Annotated in this window: 16 protein-coding genes; 9 read left to right on the top strand and 7 right to left on the bottom strand. The window is 49.5% G+C overall.

Going from position 1 to position 15,295, the window contains the following annotated elements:
• Positions 1–140 precede the first annotated feature (140 nt).
• The 3 genes from QGG23_01800 to QGG23_01790 form a co-directional block, all read right to left on the bottom strand.
• A complete protein-coding gene (locus tag QGG23_01800) occupies positions 141–1,490 on the bottom strand; it encodes an Nre family DNA repair protein (protein ID MDP6048172.1) in 1,350 nt (449 codons plus the stop codon).
• 803 nt (positions 1,491–2,293) lie between these two features.
• Positions 2,294–3,490, bottom strand: coding sequence for a Xaa-Pro peptidase family protein (locus tag QGG23_01795; GenBank protein ID MDP6048171.1), 1,197 nt, complete (start codon positions 3,488–3,490; stop codon positions 2,294–2,296).
• Positions 3,491–3,901: 411 nt separating this feature from the next.
• Positions 3,902–4,759, bottom strand: a complete 858-nt coding sequence (locus QGG23_01790; protein MDP6048170.1) for a hypothetical protein — start codon at positions 4,757–4,759, stop codon at positions 3,902–3,904.
• Between the two features lie 376 nt (positions 4,760–5,135).
• Here QGG23_01790 and QGG23_01785 point away from each other — a divergent pair, with 376 nt between their 5' ends.
• Complete coding sequence (locus QGG23_01785; GenBank protein MDP6048169.1) at positions 5,136–6,161, top strand: M48 family metalloprotease; 1,026 nt, start codon at positions 5,136–5,138, stop codon at positions 6,159–6,161.
• A 2-nt stretch (positions 6,162–6,163) separates the two neighbouring features.
• Here QGG23_01785 and QGG23_01780 read toward each other — a convergent pair whose 3' ends face one another.
• A complete protein-coding gene (locus QGG23_01780; GenBank protein ID MDP6048168.1) occupies positions 6,164–6,754 on the bottom strand; it encodes an Hsp20/alpha crystallin family protein in 591 nt (196 codons plus the stop codon).
• Between the two features lie 90 nt (positions 6,755–6,844).
• Here QGG23_01780 and QGG23_01775 point away from each other — a divergent pair, with 90 nt between their 5' ends.
• The 5 genes from QGG23_01775 to QGG23_01755 all read left to right on the top strand — a co-directional run bounded on the left by QGG23_01775 (position 6,845) and on the right by QGG23_01755 (position 9,905).
• On the top strand, positions 6,845–7,114 hold the full coding sequence (locus tag QGG23_01775; protein ID MDP6048167.1) for a hypothetical protein: 270 nt from the start codon (positions 6,845–6,847) through the stop codon (positions 7,112–7,114).
• Positions 7,115–7,140: 26 nt separating this feature from the next.
• Positions 7,141–7,554, top strand: a complete 414-nt coding sequence (locus tag QGG23_01770; GenBank protein MDP6048166.1) for a hypothetical protein — start codon at positions 7,141–7,143, stop codon at positions 7,552–7,554.
• Positions 7,551–8,162, top strand: a complete 612-nt coding sequence (gene thyX / locus QGG23_01765; GenBank protein ID MDP6048165.1) for an FAD-dependent thymidylate synthase — start codon at positions 7,551–7,553, stop codon at positions 8,160–8,162. Before QGG23_01770 ends, thyX begins: the two co-directional genes overlap by 4 nt.
• Before the next feature lie 535 nt (positions 8,163–8,697).
• On the top strand, positions 8,698–8,988 hold the full coding sequence (locus tag QGG23_01760) for a hypothetical protein (GenBank protein MDP6048164.1): 291 nt from the start codon (positions 8,698–8,700) through the stop codon (positions 8,986–8,988).
• Positions 8,989–9,044: 56 nt separating this feature from the next.
• Positions 9,045–9,905 carry a class I SAM-dependent methyltransferase family protein gene (locus tag QGG23_01755; GenBank protein MDP6048163.1) on the top strand — a complete coding sequence of 287 codons (861 nt, stop codon included), beginning with the start codon at positions 9,045–9,047 and terminating at the stop codon, positions 9,903–9,905.
• Positions 9,906–10,168: 263 nt separating this feature from the next.
• On the opposite strand, the gene QGG23_01750 is transcribed toward QGG23_01755, so the two are convergent.
• The 3 genes from QGG23_01750 to QGG23_01740 form a co-directional block, all read right to left on the bottom strand.
• Entirely contained in the window at positions 10,169–10,408 is a 240-nt protein-coding gene (locus tag QGG23_01750) for a hypothetical protein (GenBank protein ID MDP6048162.1), read from the bottom strand.
• Positions 10,409–10,853: 445 nt separating this feature from the next.
• Entirely contained in the window at positions 10,854–11,159 is a 306-nt protein-coding gene (locus tag QGG23_01745) for a hypothetical protein (protein ID MDP6048161.1), read from the bottom strand.
• Positions 11,160–11,257: 98 nt separating this feature from the next.
• Positions 11,258–12,175 (bottom strand): SHOCT domain-containing protein, encoded by a 918-nt coding sequence (locus tag QGG23_01740; protein MDP6048160.1) that lies wholly within the window; start codon positions 12,173–12,175, stop codon positions 11,258–11,260.
• Positions 12,176–12,447: 272 nt separating this feature from the next.
• Between QGG23_01740 and QGG23_01735 the strand changes: the two genes are divergently transcribed.
• From QGG23_01735 to QGG23_01725, 3 genes are all read left to right on the top strand, one after another.
• Complete coding sequence (locus tag QGG23_01735) at positions 12,448–13,653, top strand: methionine adenosyltransferase (GenBank protein ID MDP6048159.1); 1,206 nt, start codon at positions 12,448–12,450, stop codon at positions 13,651–13,653.
• 6 nt (positions 13,654–13,659) lie between these two features.
• Positions 13,660–14,766 carry a hypothetical protein gene (locus QGG23_01730; GenBank protein MDP6048158.1) on the top strand — a complete coding sequence of 369 codons (1,107 nt, stop codon included), beginning with the start codon at positions 13,660–13,662 and terminating at the stop codon, positions 14,764–14,766.
• A gap of 110 nt (positions 14,767–14,876) precedes the next feature.
• A complete protein-coding gene (locus QGG23_01725; GenBank protein MDP6048157.1) occupies positions 14,877–15,041 on the top strand; it encodes a hypothetical protein in 165 nt (54 codons plus the stop codon).
• The last annotated feature ends 254 nt before the right edge of the window (positions 15,042–15,295 follow it).

Here is a 15,295-nt window from a genome sequence, read left to right as displayed (position 1 = left end):
GTGGATTCCTTGTATAAATGATGTTAGGGGCTGGATGCGATCCCATGAGATGTATTAACATGTTAAATTTATTAATCTTATCTGGGACATATTAACAAAATCAGTACATATTACATGGATCGGTCAAAAAATCCGCTGAATCAGAAGTATTCGGTGATCTTCCTCTGGGAGATGGTCTGCCTTAGGAGGAAACCGGCATCCATCCACTGCTCCAATGGGATGCTGAGCCTGCTCTGGAGCCTCGCCATGGCCTCATCCAAGGTGGCGTAGACCATTGGGGGCTGCCTCATTGCGTTCCTGACGTTCTCCCTTACCTGCCAGACCCCAACCGGGAGGATGTAGTCAGGATAGGCCTCTCGGATGATGAATACCCGGGCTTGGCGCCTCTCCTTCATGAGGTGCTCCATCACGGCGAGCCTCCCCGAGTAGTAGCAGCCCCCCATGGATGCGTACTTGCTCCGGCCGTTGTAGCCCTCCCAATCTGTGATGATCGCGACGTGACTCGTACTCGGGTTCCAGACTGTTCCTGGGTACCACGCCTCGTAGGCCTCGTAGCCCCAGGCGTCGGGGACGAGGAGGACCTCGAACCTGTTCCCCATATAGTCGGACTCGTAGATCTCGTAGTTGTTGATTAGGGGGAAGTGCTTGGTCTGCCGGGCCATGTCCTTCCCTAGGATGTCGTCGACCGCGGTGATACTCCACCGAGTGGGGACGAGGCGCCTATTCTTCTCGACCCCGAAGCTCCCCATGCTGAACGCCTTCATGATCTGGGTCACCGGGACACCCTCCTGGTAGAGCGCCTTTGTGGCAGGAGCCGCCTTGAAATCGGTGTCGTAGTGAGCCTTCTCCATCTCCCTGTTCCACCGGATGTACCCAATCTCTATCCGCTCCAATGGGGCAGTGGGTCCAATGGGCTGAACGTCGGCGTCGACCCTGAAGCTCCTACGGGGCCTCTTCTTGAGCTTCATCTCTGTCTCGACGTAGTGCTCTGCGAGGCTGAGCTCCCGGGTTCTGTCCATGATGCGCCCCGCTTTCTCGGGCTTCCGGACGTTGACCCTGGTCATCCCCCTGATGAGTTGGCTCCGGTAGTCTATGATCTCGTCGATGGTTCGTCCCATCCACTGTTCCGGGGAGTCGAGAATGGACGTGTCCCCGTAACGGTTGGGTGCTAGTGGGCCGATGTTGACGTAGGGGTAGCCGAAGCGGCCCACGAAGACGCTGGGGGGGGATGAGCCGCTGATCTCTGTGCCTTTGATGCTTCTCCAGATGTTGAAGTGGGAGGCGGCCCGGGCCACCACGGGGCAGCTCGTCTTACCGCAGAGGAGCTTGGAGCCCTTGCAGACAGCGCATATGCTCCCCGAGGGCGCCTGCATCTTCAGATAATCGTTGGTGTAGTCTAGACCAGACCCCATCCTAGGGTCCCCTGAGAACATTTCCCGGATCCAGACGTTCTTGGGCTTCTGAACCCGCTTCGTGATCTTCTTACCCAACTCGGGGAATGCTCTGAGCAGGGCCGATAAATAGATTGAGGGGGAGATTAAAGGAGGGACTGTGATGAAAGTGCTCGATCTCAGATATTAATAACTTTCACATCACTAATAATCACGCCAGTTTGTATATGATTCGCAGTATTCTACACCAGAATCATAAAGCAGATCTGTGTTGAGGACGCTTGCTAGAAACTAAATGGTATTTCCAGCTCGGTTGTCCTCCTATTCGGGGGCCTGTTCTTCTTACATGACAAGTTGGGCACATATACCTCGGGTATGCTCAACGCGGGCCTTGTAAAGTTCCACTTTCGTACCCTAGGAGAGACCTCCTGAGTGGTAGGTTTAACTGTCCTCCTCCTAGGTTGATACCAAGGGTTTTCTCCGGGTTTCAAGACCTTCGCGAATATGTACATCATCTAAGCATTCATAAATGGAATATAGCTTGAGGGTTAATCTCAGTACAGATATTCGGCCATAGCAGCAAGTTCTGAGTTTCTCAAGTATTAAATCTGTCCGGGAGGGCTTCTTCTCTATATCCAGAGAGAACTCTGAAAAGACCCCACAAACGCGAGGGGTTTGTCAAGAGGTCCGGTGGATTAGTCTCCAGGATATAGAGAACTATAGAGTTAACCTTCATGGCCCTTGATTATCCCCTAAGAGTGCCCGTGGGAATTGAACCCGAAATCTACCTAATTAAAGTGGGATATACTATAAAATTCGTGTTCAAACTCAAAGGATCCTTAAAAGACTCAGAACAGTTCGACATATTCAAACTGGTAAAGCTCCTGAAGGGCGAGACAAGATTATTGGATAGTAAGAGACTCAATGTCCCTCGGATAATAGGTTAACAGCTCGCATCCATCCTCAGTGATGACAGCGGTGTCGGAGTGACGGAAGCCGGCATATCCCAGTTCATAAATTCCAGGCTCGATGCTCACCACCATCCCCGGCTGCAGCTCGGAGTCGTTTCCAATGTCAAGCCAGGGGGGCTCGTGCCCTTCGAGGCCAATGCCATGGCCGGTGTGATGTCTCATGAGGGCGGTGTATCCGGCGTCCCGGATTACATTTCCGGACGCCTTATCCACCTCGCTGCACTTCACCCCAGGCCCAAGGGCCTCGATAGCAGCGTCTTGAGATTCCATCATTACCCTAAAGTAGTTCTTCATCTTGGGGGTGGGCTCCCCCACAATCATAGTCCGCTCTAACTCACTGCAATAGCCCCCAACATCAGAGCCGGCTCCAGTTACCAGGACATCCCCCTTCTCAATCATCTTAGGAGTCCCTATACTATGAGGCATAGCGGATTTCCACCCCACCTGACCACGGAAACCGGCTGACGCAGGGGACCTCCTTGTTAGAGTCTCGTACTCGGATCCCAGCGTCTTTTTCATGATTGATGATGCTTCCATACTGGCCATGAGACTCACTTCGACGTCCCACCTACCTGGAGAGGAATAGTCCTGGAGGAACTGATGCGCGAGGTTTCCCCATTTCGCACTCTCCCTTATGAGGGCAACCTCCTCCTCAGACTTGCGGAGCCTCATTTCCCAGAGAATGTCCCCCGCCCTCTCAAACTCGGCGTCCGGCATCTTCTCGGGAAGAGGAGGACCCGTATATCCCATAATCCCCGCCGCCCCAGCTGGGTTGTCGGTGCCAATCTTGGACTTCCCGTAGCCGAGGTCAATAAGCCACTCGGAGAACTTATCGATTGGGTGTACATCCCCGGGGTAATCAAGATAGGTCCTAACTTCCCCTATGAGGTCTGTCTGATGCCCTAGGTGATCCGCCTCTAGGAGTGGCCCAAGGAAGACCAGGTCCCCGTCAGGAGGAACCAGTAAAATTGCCGGCCTCTCCGTGGTTATGTGGCTAAAGTGGGAGAGATAGAACATGCTCTTCCCTCTAGTGAGAAGGAGAGCATCGAGTCCCCTCTCCTCCATGACTTTCCTTATATCTGAAATCCTCCTGCGGTACTCGCTCCGGCTTATTCTGAGCTTTACCATTTACGCACCCTCGCGCTTACATCTATTCAATCACGATAAAGAATTATCGAAACAACAAGGACTACAATCGGATCTCACCGGTATTACTCATAAGAAGTAAGACCATATGTGCATAAAATGACTTTTGATGCTACTACAGAGTCTTTTCTGAAAATACAGAAATAAGATATTCGTAAAACATCTTTTTGAAAAAAATGAAGACTATAACATAAAGAGTATTAAGCCAACTCTATTTTAACCTTAAAATAGATATGGCTTAGAGAATGCTCGAGGAAAGAGGATCATTCATGATTTTAGACGACGCATTCCTTGCATTAAGGACACCACGCGCGTTGTGCAGAAATAATTTGCGAATCAACCAGCACTAGGTTAACTATTCCACCTATTTTATAATCACGTGCGCGAAAGGAGTTAACCCTCGCCGTAGACGAGCTTCATCTCGTCGAAACTGAGCTTCTCTCCGGCATCCAGCTTCCGTTTAGCTATTGCGACAAACTCCTTCCGCTTATCGGCTACGATCTTGTCTCGCTTCTCCCGCAGGAAACGTGTCTCATCCTGTGAGAGCCTCCGCATCTTTTTCAACTCTGGGATGATCTCGTCGAGCTCCCTGCCGACCTCCTTGAGGGCTTTTAGAGCATCCACAAACATTTTGTGGGCCTCGTCTGATCTCTTTCTCTCTTCATCTGCCTGCCTGTAGAAGGCAAGCATCCTCTCGTGATGCTTCTGCCCCGTATGCCGGAGGGCGTCCATCTCACCCCGGGTCTTCCGGATCTCTATCCCTACGGCATTGGAGTCCGCGAGAGACATCAGGTACATATCGTCCCGGGTGTCAAGCTTCCTATGCTCCTCTACCTGAGCCTTCAGGTACTTTGCCCTTTCGATGAGCTCCGCTTCCCTATCCTTTATCACTAAAGTAGGGGTGGTAGAGAGCTCCCATTCTATCTCTCGGATCCCCTCCAGGAGCCTCCATCTGGGCCTTAGCCCCCTTCTATCCCCATCGTTCTCTTTATAGATCTCCCCTGCGACCTCCCGCTTTGCCTCGAGACGCTCTCTAAGACCACCGAGCCTTCCTTTGAGTCCAGCGACCCTCGCGTTCACCACATCTCTCTCGGCCTTCGCGTTATTAGCTTTCAGTCGCAGCTCTCTCACGGACTCATTGAGATGATCTCTCTCCTTCCTCCGCGTCTCCCTCTCTTGGTTGAAGCCATCCCGCTTCTTGAATAGTTCAGAGGCTTGTTCCTCTAGGGCACCCATTTCGTCATTAGTCATCTCAGATCTATGATTCCCGAAAAGATCTTTTCTTCTCGTCTCTAGCAAAGATACCTCGATATCTAAAAACTATACGGCGATCCCTAGGATCCTAGACTTAAACGCTGTGGAGATCCTCTTTCCGTAATCTAGGCTCTATATGAGCCAATGAGACACTGTAAGTTGATTCATCTAACCTACCACGTGAACGATGGCCTCAGCGTAACTCTGATCGATCACGAATCTCACTAATGCCTTCACATCATCGGCCAGCCCCTACCAACTCGCTACCCATTATATAGATTGCCATACAAAGGACTCATGGTCTCGAATCCTAGTACCTAACAAGACAGCTCACAAAAGGTATTATCTTCCCCAAGTGATTCGTCTACATCTCATGTGGAGACTCAAAGCCAAGCTCCGCCCGGTCATAGTCTTTCACTTTGTGATCCATTTCGCGTTCATTTTCTTCCTCTCATGGGTCCTCCTGTCACTACTGCTAAGATTTGACCCTGTCACCATAATAGCAGTGGGATTCCTGCTAACGATCACATCTCTCTTCATGGAGGTGATGATAGGCTCCAGCCAGGTCGTCAACCATCTGGACCCCCGATGGCTCAGTGAGGCATCCGACCCCGTCATCTGGGCTCTGGTCCATGGGGAGGCCAGCAGGGCTGGGATCAAGATTACGAAGATTGGAGTCATCAATTCAGAGTCCCCAAATGCGTTGATAGCGGCCTCATTTAGGGGGGAGCCTATACTCCTCCTCACTAAGGGCCTGATGCAAAGACTCAGTTACCGTGAGATGAGAGCGGTGATATCCTATATGATAGGGACCTCGATGTCAGGTTTCCTAGTTGCTGCAACAATGTTTGCTGGGATCCTCATTCTCTCATACAGGTTAACGAGCAGATACATCGAGAGCAGAATGGGCAACCCCAGGGAGCAATTCGTCGACAAAGTCATGGCTGCAATCGGATACATCCCATTCGCCCTTACTGTGTCCCAATACGTTACCGCGACGCATTCTGCTTCCTCCTTTGGCGACAGGTATGCTGTCGACCAAACAAGAGATCCATCGGCTTACATTATGGCTCTCATAAAGGTCGCGAACGACACGGCATCTCAATCCGATAGGGACAACAGAACCTTGTTCACCCCCGTCAAGGGACTAATGTTCATGGATCCCACCCTGGCTATACGAGACTATCCTGTCCTTTTGAAGGCAGCAAGGAGCCAAGGCATCAGATTAGAGATGATTCCAGGACACAGTCCTGAAACATTAGAATCATCAGAGGTGGAGTATCATGTCTTCGAGTGGTTCTGGAGTCAGCCCGGCCCCTTAGAAAGGTTCAGAGGGGCAATCAGAGCCGGAAAGAAAATTGAATATCCGTTAAAGATAGGTCTTGCCTGGATAGAATAGACTTACTTGATAGTGATGCGGGTGCCTCGGTCTCTCTGCTTTCTCTTTTTAAGAATCGTCTCCAAGACCCCATTCCTGTAGGTGGATTTTGAGGAGGAACCTACGACCTCGCTGGGGAGTGATAGCTCCTTATAGTACCTCCGCTCTAGAGACTCCACTTTTATGGTGAGGGTGTGCTCTTCGACGTAGAGGTGGATGGCATCCTTGTCCACGCCCGGAAGCTCTGCGAGCACCCTGATCTGATCCCCTTCATCGATGATATCCACGAGTGGCTCTCTCTGATCCTGAAGACTGAGTGCGGGCCCCTCCTTGCCCCCCTGGGTTGGCTTCATATTCCCAAACTCCCTGATGATAGGCTTACCGTTTGGCCCTATCTTGACGGAGTAGCCGTAGACGAAAGGGCCGTACTCTCTGTGTACCGATCCGTCAGGTAGGCGCCTCACCCTGACCATGTTCCGGGGCATCTCGCCTTCCATGTCTCTAAATGACTCAGCCATCGCCTTTTCCATATCATCAATTATCTTATCGATCTCTGGGAAGAACAATCCCTTCCGCTCTCTGAGCCTCTTGAACCAATCATCCCAATTAGACATTTTTCTAACATCAGAACATATTGAACAGTCTGTTTTAAAGGTTCGTTGTGAGAAAGAGTAAATATACGCCCCTGCATACAGAAAGGTAATATGGCGATGCGTAAATTGCCCATGGGGGCCCTTGAAGGGAGCGTCGATCTCGACTTTAAGGAAATTGAGGATACATGGAACGCATACACCCTAAGCGACGGTACCACCCTAAAGGTAAAGCTCGTTCTCCGGGGGGTTAAAAGACTGAGAACCTTCGAGCCCGATGGTGCACCTATGTATATCATCAATGCGATAAATGTCTCAAGAGCAGTCGATATTCCCCAGGAACTTAAGGCCAAGCCAAAAAAGTCTGAGATGCCCCCTATCTAACCTGATCCCTTCAGGGGAAGGACACAGTGAGACTGAAGCTTATCTGTTATACACCGGACATCGAGACGCTCATAGCCACAGCAATACTCACTACGACCACAGGAGCCAAACCATCTGTACTCTACAAGCGACTAAGGAACAAACCAAATAAAATAAAGACCACCGTTGGGAGGCTCGAGTTGCAACATGGGAGTGTCCTAGAGCACAACAGGTTTACTTGGACTATTGAGGTAACAAAAAGTGAAGTGCTCAGGATTATCCTGAAGAATAACTTCTTCAAGTTCACTCCCCTCAGCGATGGTAAATGGCTCATGAGCGCCAATCTCAGGACAGTTATGGAATACTCAAGCACGGAGAGAACCGAATTCAGGGACGCCCTCGTTGACTCGGTGAGTGATCTCGCCCCCTCTTTGAAGGCATTGAGGGGGAGAATGAGATGAAAGCAGAACTGCTGAGCCATACCCCCATTGAACGGTTAAAGAAAAACGCCAAGGAAGGCCTGACGGATAATGACCTCCTATCTCACACGGCATTCACCTTCGCCATTGAAGGGATCAGCCGGGCTTGCAGCCATCAGCTTGTTAGGCATAGAGTGGCATCCTATTCCCAGCAGAGCCAGCGATACATCACAGAGAAAAAGCTCAGAGAAAAAATCGTCACTCCCAGTTCCATCGGAGAAAGATCCGAAATATTCCGTGATCTTGTGGAAGCCTCCGGAGAAGCATATGGAAAACTGGTGGAATCAGGCGTCCCCAAGGAAGACGCTAGGTTCGTTCTCCCAAATGCTGCCGAGACAAGTATGATCATGACAATGGATGGAGAATCGCTCAACCACTTTTTCGGTCTTCGTTGCTGTGAACGGGCTCAATGGGAGATCAGGGACTTGGCAGACGCTATGCTCCTCGAAGTCATAGCTGTGGCCCCCAGCCTCTTTAAGGAAACCGGCCCCTATTGTAGCCAGCGGGGATACTGCACCGAGGGGAGATTCACCTGCAACAGGATAAACGAAGTCAAGGAGCAATACAAGGAGCTACGAGAAAGGAGCTAGCTTCCAATCCCCCGTAGGATAACAAAGCAATGAACTCCCCCAAGCGGGGTAACCCCGGAACTTGGGAGACGGCCTCCTTACTGAACCCTCCGGTCTTCACCGCGACATCCCTCGCCATTTCTTAATGTCTCTCTGGGACCACGTTACGTACCAGATCACTGAGAAATTCACCTCCATAACTTTTTGGTCCCTAAACTAAGGAGATAATAATGGTTTAGATGAAGGCGGGACCCTTCCTGCAGCTTCGATCCTAAGAACCGTTCTGGTGCAATTGATCGGCTCCAAAATGGTGGAATATAAGAAACCCTCAGCCCCAGATTAATAGCCCTGCGTGGGATTTGAGAGATAAAATAGAGGAGGTTCGTATAGGTTTGGGCTAAGGTTCAAACTGAAGATTTCCGCGTTCCGATCTCTAATTTAGTTCAATTTTAGTTAGTGTAGTTGGAGAAACATCGGGGCATAAATAAAGTTTAAATGCTATCCTATGAATAAAACTATTACTAAATTCGCCCCTACTACGACGAGGTAATTTATTTTGACAGAAGTAAAACAGTGTTTTCCGGACTGTCGCGACTTCAAGTGCACCAAACGATCTCTGATCATTAGTGGCAGAGAGGCAAGGTGTGAATGGACTGGCGATGATTGCGCCCCTAAGGGCTGCAACTACGCCGTATGTTACCGGGCTCAGCTCCTCGAAACTGGCGTCTGCGGAAAGACCGTAAAGCGAAGGACTCAGGAAGATTATGATCCCGATGACCTTTTCCAGGATGAGATTAAGGTTAGAGGTAAACTGATGCGAAAAACGGGCGAGAGATCCATCTTTTAGTCCAAGAGACTGAACCATTGGATAAATAAGGTCCATGCTATTATTCTATTCCTGAAATGAGCCTTAGCCTTCGAGCTGAGCTGAAGACCCTCCTCCCTCCCGACAAGTTCAGCATTATGACAAAGTCCTTCGATATTTACGGCTCCAAGAGAAAGGCCGTGGCGGTGATTGAGATATCTGACGAACTGAGGGACGTGGAGAAGCAGATCGCTGAGGCTATCATGAGGGTCCACAGGAATGTCTCCAGCGTCCTCGCGAAGGAATCGGCCAGAACCGGAGACTATCGGATCAGAGAGCTCAGGCTTATCGCAGGAAACCCGGACACCGAGGTCCTCCATAGGGAGTCTGGCTGCGTATTCAGGCTCGACCCAGCAACCGTCTACTTCTCTCCCCGAGAAAGCATGGAGAGAGATAGATTGACGGAGGTTGTGGGAAACGGCGAAGAGGTTCTGGTGATGTTTAGCGGTATCGGTCCGATTCCAATAAGAATAGCTAAAAAAAAAACCTCGGTCAATGTGATCGCCGTCGAGTTGAATCCCGTAGCCCATAACTACTGCATAGAAAACATCTATCTCAATAGGGTCTCTGACAGGGTCCAACCCATCAAGGGCGACGTTAGGCAGATCTGCCCCGAGATAGGAAAGACGTACGATAGGATTATTATGCCCCTCCCCCTGGGAGCCTACAAGTTTCTTGATGTTGCTGTCCCGCTCCTAAGGGACAGAGGCGCCATCCACCTCTACTATTGGAGCCCCCAGGAGAATGGATTTACCGAAGCAGAGAAGCTCATTGCGGAAGCTGCTGCAAAACATGGACGGTCGGCAGAATTTATGGATCACACACGGGTCTCCCAGTACAGCCCTGGGACATGGAAGCTGAGGTTGAATGCGAGACTATTAATGACCAAAAGAGCCTGATTAAAGGAGAAAATTTGGAGCTTCTAGACCAACTCGATCTTTTCGCCATACTCGGCAGAATAATATGCTATATTTGAAATATACTCCAATGGATTTGTAGAACTTAGGTACACGCAGGGACTGATGCCTAGGCTCCTTACCCAAAAAAGAGGTAAAACTTCGAGTAAAAAGAAAGCGGCATCACGCGTGAGACGCATGACATTTTGTGGGCTACGGCCTCTTCTTGAACAACTGTTTTCTCAGATGGAAATACAAATATCGGCTTAAACTTCTTCCTCGGGACAAGGAAGAGGAAAATTACACACAAAAATCACGCCTATAATAAAACGGGGTACCATCGTGATGGCTGCGGTGTAAGCCACCATCCAGATGAACGGGTCTGTATTTGCCATAGTCACCTCCTGCACAGAGGTTCTCTGAATGAGGAATAATAGCGCCCTATAGAATAGGACATAGAAAGTGGCCGACAAGGTCATGGCGATGAGGATTTTCCTTCGATCCATTTAGAGTCTCTCCAGGATCTTCCTAGCGATAGCCGCAGTAGATATAGTGGAAATGACCCGAATCCATCCGCCGTTCCCGATCCAAAAGGGGATTTTAAAGGATATGACATCAACGGCGACTACTTTGAGAAGCCCCCACGAGAAACGTGACCGGAAAGACCAAAACTCCCATAAATTGCAGATTGAAACGGGGCATCATCTTCATGTCACATCATATACAGGAAGGTCTAGGAATAGATATCCACGCCTCACGGTTACCAGTTTATCTTAAGGTTTTCCAAATTTTAACAACCATTCTAAGGAGAGTAGGTTTTAATTAAATGTTTGAGAAATAAGTCTAGACGTTTTAATTGATCTCAATAAACGTTAACAAAAAGAAATCAGAAAGATTCGGGAAGATACAAAACCATAGGGTTCCATACCATATTAAAAAAGGATGAAATCATCAGCTTGACTGATCTTTTGTTCCACTCTGGGTGCTATCATATTCTGCTCTCTCGATCTCCAGAGGGCTCTCGAGAGGTATTGGCGGAGGAGTAGTCGCCATTGTATAACCTATCCAAGCGACGACCAGCAGCAAAAGATAGACTGCGAGGATCACCGGAAAGCGGAATGCCCATTCACTCATCTCAGGTGTTATTAGGTTTGTCACTGCAGGCCCCAGCATGGGAGCAAAAGCCCATACGAAGTACCCCACCATAATGATGATGCTTAAACCCATGATAAATTGGCCGAGTGATTTATCATTCATCAGAGAACACTCATGAAAGCAGCTTCTAGGATATTTTAGTATTGCTTAACCAGTTATTTGTTTTGAATAGAATCGCGTGTGTAATTCTCCTAATGACGCTAGAGACTGGAGACTAAGTCCCTTTTTAGAGACTCAAACTCATCCAGAGTGATCTCTCCAACCTTGTACCTGACTTCAAGCGTATCGAGTTCGTTCCGTATATCCTGCCCACCTTGCGTCCCAATCATGGATGAAAAGTAGCTTTGGATCTCCCCAATCTCTTCCTCCAATCTTCCCCCAAGTTCAGTGCTAAGCTTTCCCTCGGTTACGAGACTATGAATCTCATACATAAGGGTCCTTGCCGACTGTTCATAATCTAACATCTCCCTGGGTAACCAGCCCCCGTGTATAGCTTCTTCTCCGCCCTGCTGTTTCGAAAAACGGGAGGCCTCAAATTCCAGGCTCTCGATATCAGCCCGTATACTAGGTGTCCTTATCAACAAGTCGCTCTCGGAAATCTCTCCGATAGCAACCCTAACCCTGAGCTCCTCCAACTTTAGTTTAGCGTTCTCTAGTTCGACTCTCTTATCTTTGTAGCTGGTCTCCCTTGCTCCTAGGGTCTCCGCAATCATTTTTTGGATCCGTACAACCTCCTTTCCATAATCATCCCAGATGTTGGTGAACACTTGGGTCGACGTTCCCTGCTCGCTGAGGATGGTGCAGAGCTTGATCCTCCAGATTTGATAATTCAAAAGCTCCCTTCTCGCCTGCGCGATCTGGTCATCTAAAGTGAGGCCCATCGCGAGGGCCGTCGGAAACGGAGACATGATGGTTTCACCAGGAAGTTCGGAAAAATTGAGTGACTCAGATTCAATGCTTTTCATGGTCTCTTGGGATTCTAAGGTTAAACGCTCTTCCTCAGGAGCTTGGATTCTTTTTCCCCTATCCTTGCGGAGGTTATAGCCGCAATAGATACAGAACTGGTATTTTGGGGTCTGCTTCCCACAACTGCTACAGAGGGTAAATTCCTCGTTCATCCTAATGCGCCTTTAGTACGGACTGAGATGAATGACGGACTCTGTCTAGATAATTGTTTTGGATTAGAGAACACGATCCAAATGAAACAAATGATCCGATTCCGCGTAAACACTGGAAAAAAAAGTGATGATGAAAATATTATTCCATTAAGAATCTTTATGGGTAAATCTTACGTTTATTCTTAATTTGAGCCATAGACATATTTAAAAAGATACATGCATTACTTTCGATGATTCCCTGAGGAATAATAGAGTTAGGTTGGTATGTGAATTTGAATAAATTTCTAGTAAAAGAGTTGAAGCAGCTTGCCCTTGATGCCAATCCCTTAGAAGTCTGTGAGAGAAAGGGACTCGGTCACCCTGACACGATATGTGACTCAGTTATGAATCAGGTCTCCATCGAGCTCTCTAAGGAATACCTGAAAAGATTTGGGACCATTCTCCACCATAACCTGGACAAGGGGTTGATTGGTGCGGGAGGCTCAGAGGTCGCCTATAATGGAGGTGAGATGACCAAAGAGATCCTCATGGTATATGGGGACCGGGCGACTTTTGATGTGGGGGATGAACACGTGCCGGTCAAAGAGATCGCAGTTGAGAGTACGGAAAAATGGTTCAAGGAGAAGCTCCGATTTATAGAACCCGAGCACTTGAAGCACCAGAGCTTCATCAAACCAGGAGCGGCATCCCTCCAAGACATATTCAAGAGGAAGGGTAGATACCTCGGCGCGAACGATACCTCGGCAGCCGTAGGCTTTGCACCCTTGAGTAGGACTGAGAAACTAATTCTAGATCTTGAGGGTTACCTTAACACCCCGGGGTTCAAGAAACAGTACCCAGAGTCTGGGGAGGACATCAAGATTATGGGCTTCAGGGACGGAAACAACCTGAATCTTACCGTCGCGATGGCCTTTGTCGACCGTTTCATTAAGAGCGAGACCGACTACTTTAGGAAGAAATCGGAGATCTACGATGCAATCAACGGCTTCATAGACTCTAAGTATGGTTTCAACGAAGTGAACATTGGGTTAAATGTCCTTGACCGAAAAGGACGGGGCATTAACGGCCTCTATCTCACAGTACTTGGGAGCTCTATCGATACAGGGGACTCGGGTCAGGTGGGAAGAGGAAATAACGTTATCGGAGTCATACCTTTGAATAGGCCAATGGCGTCCGAGGCCGCAGCCGGGAAGAATCCGGTAAGCCACGTTGGCAAGATCTATAACCTCCTCAGTTATAGGATCGCGAACAGGGTGGCGGATAACGTCCCTGGAGTCAAGGAGGTCTATGTCTGGCTTGTGAGCGCCATAGGACAATCCATCGACATGCCAGCGGTCTGCTCAGCCCAAGTGGTACTTGGAGAGGGGTTCACCGTGGGTGATGTCACCCCAGGGATCGAGGAGATTATGGCCTATGAGCTCGAGCACCTCGACCAGTTCTGCAATGACCTCGCCACGGGTAAGATAAACATCTGTTGAGTCTCTATGGTTCTATCGTATGATGTCGGCAGCCTCCCCCTCAGGGTGAATAAGTCCATTATCTGTGAGGGGGCCAGGAGGTCCGGGTCGCTCCTCTCCCTGGTCGGCAGTTCGGATGCCGTCGATGTCTTTGAACGGGAGGTTGTCGGAGGCTTCGTGGACAAAGTGAATACGGGGATAGACGTCCCAAACTTCCCACAGTTCCGCGATATGAACGAGATGTACTTCGAGCTCATTAGGGGCATCGAGAAGGCCCCTGATGGCTACATGGCCTTCGATAGTCCCTCAGCGAAACCAAACATGCCTGTCCCCGAGATCGAGGTGATAAGGAAGAACGCCTCGATGATACGAGACCTAACGGGGCTAGAAAGGGTGCGCCTTAAGGTATGCGTGACGGGGCCCTACACACTGGCATCCTTTTTCCCAGTCAAGAACGCAAGGCTATTCGAGGATCTGGGGGAAGCCCTTGCGGACATCGTCTCCCAGTCCCTTTTTAATGGCAGGAACGGCGAGGTATCCATTGTATGTATAGATGAGCCTGTCCTCGGATTCCTTAATGATCCTCTGCTGGACTATGGGTCAGACGGTAGAGAATCCCTCATAAAAGCATGGGACAAGATCTGCCGAGCCGTGATCTCCAAGGGAGCAGAGACAAGCATGCACCTCCATGACACCTCTGACGACATCTTCTGGGATGTTGATAGTCTCCAGTTGGCAGAGTCCCATGTAGGGGATCCGTTATATACCCTCGACTCAACAAAGAGGCGCCTCCAAGAGACCGGGAAGCGGCTCAAGGCGAGCATAGCGATGACCCTCTTTGACGATCTCATCGAGGCCCGCCTCAAAGCTGAGGGGATCACGGGGAAAATTCAACAAAAGGTCGGCGATGTGTGGACCGAGATACGACATGAGAGGATCGACCCGACTATTTTCATCGAGGAGACCGGGTTGATGGCTAAGAGGCTCGATGTCATGGTCGAAGCGTTTGGCCCCGAAAACGTGCCCTACGCTGGACCCGAGTGCGGCATGGGAGGCTGGCATGCATATAAGCACGCTATGGAAGGGCTCCGAAGGATCTCGGATGCAGTTGCCACGCACTCGAAACAAGGCTGAGATTAGAAGAGCGGCTCAACTGCCTCACTGAATCATTCTCCGTTCGCTACTTTCGTCACAAGATCGACGATTCCATCGAGCTTTACATTTGCATCCCCTACTGCTACACCATGTCCCGCTTTTTGGAGGAGCTACATGTCCACCTCTCTATCGCCAATCGTGACGATCTCGAATGTCTCAATTACCATCATCTCCGCGGTTTCCTAGAGATCCTTCCTGTTATAGACAGCTATCTCAAGGACGTGATAGTAGAAGCTGCTATCACTGAAACTTGATATGGGAACTCTTAGAGGCCCCTGAGTACGTCTTCCCTATCGGTTGTCTGGTAGATCGTGAGATACATCATGTTGTATCTGTTGGTCTATTCTTCAAGCACCTTATGGCCAAAATCCAATTAAGTCGATGATACACCTCTCGGCAATCTTCGTTATCCTTAAAGGACTGCTTTCTTGGTTTAAAGCTACGTGGTCCCTGTTCTATCAGATGATGCCCTCGCTTGTCCCTAAGAACTCCTAAGGAGGTTGAGGGT

The sequence above is a fragment of the Candidatus Bathyarchaeota archaeon genome (assembly GCA_030739585.1).
GTDB lineage: Archaea > Thermoproteota > Bathyarchaeia > TCS64 > TCS64.
This window is presented reverse-complemented; position numbering and strand designations above follow the sequence as displayed.

Excerpts from the sequence above, each read along its gene's own strand:
- QGG23_01795 (MDP6048171.1), bottom strand. The coding sequence starts at position 3,490 with ATGGTAAAGCTCAGAATAAGCCGGAGCGAGTACCGCAGGAGGATTTCA.
- QGG23_01790 (MDP6048170.1), bottom strand. The coding sequence starts at position 4,759 with ATGACTAATGACGAAATGGGTGCCCTAGAGGAACAAGCCTCTGAACTA.
- QGG23_01785 (MDP6048169.1), top strand. The coding sequence starts at position 5,136 with ATGTGGAGACTCAAAGCCAAGCTCCGCCCGGTCATAGTCTTTCACTTT.
- QGG23_01780 (MDP6048168.1), bottom strand. The coding sequence starts at position 6,754 with ATGTCTAATTGGGATGATTGGTTCAAGAGGCTCAGAGAGCGGAAGGGA.
- QGG23_01775 (MDP6048167.1), top strand. The coding sequence starts at position 6,845 with ATGGCGATGCGTAAATTGCCCATGGGGGCCCTTGAAGGGAGCGTCGAT.
- thyX (MDP6048165.1), top strand. The coding sequence starts at position 7,551 with ATGAAAGCAGAACTGCTGAGCCATACCCCCATTGAACGGTTAAAGAAA.
- QGG23_01755 (MDP6048163.1), top strand. The coding sequence starts at position 9,045 with ATGAGCCTTAGCCTTCGAGCTGAGCTGAAGACCCTCCTCCCTCCCGAC.
- QGG23_01750 (MDP6048162.1), bottom strand. The coding sequence starts at position 10,408 with ATGGATCGAAGGAAAATCCTCATCGCCATGACCTTGTCGGCCACTTTC.
- QGG23_01745 (MDP6048161.1), bottom strand. The coding sequence starts at position 11,159 with ATGAATGATAAATCACTCGGCCAATTTATCATGGGTTTAAGCATCATC.
- QGG23_01740 (MDP6048160.1), bottom strand. The coding sequence starts at position 12,175 with ATGAACGAGGAATTTACCCTCTGTAGCAGTTGTGGGAAGCAGACCCCA.
- QGG23_01730 (MDP6048158.1), top strand. The coding sequence starts at position 13,660 with ATGGTTCTATCGTATGATGTCGGCAGCCTCCCCCTCAGGGTGAATAAG.
- QGG23_01725 (MDP6048157.1), top strand. The coding sequence starts at position 14,877 with ATGTCCCGCTTTTTGGAGGAGCTACATGTCCACCTCTCTATCGCCAAT.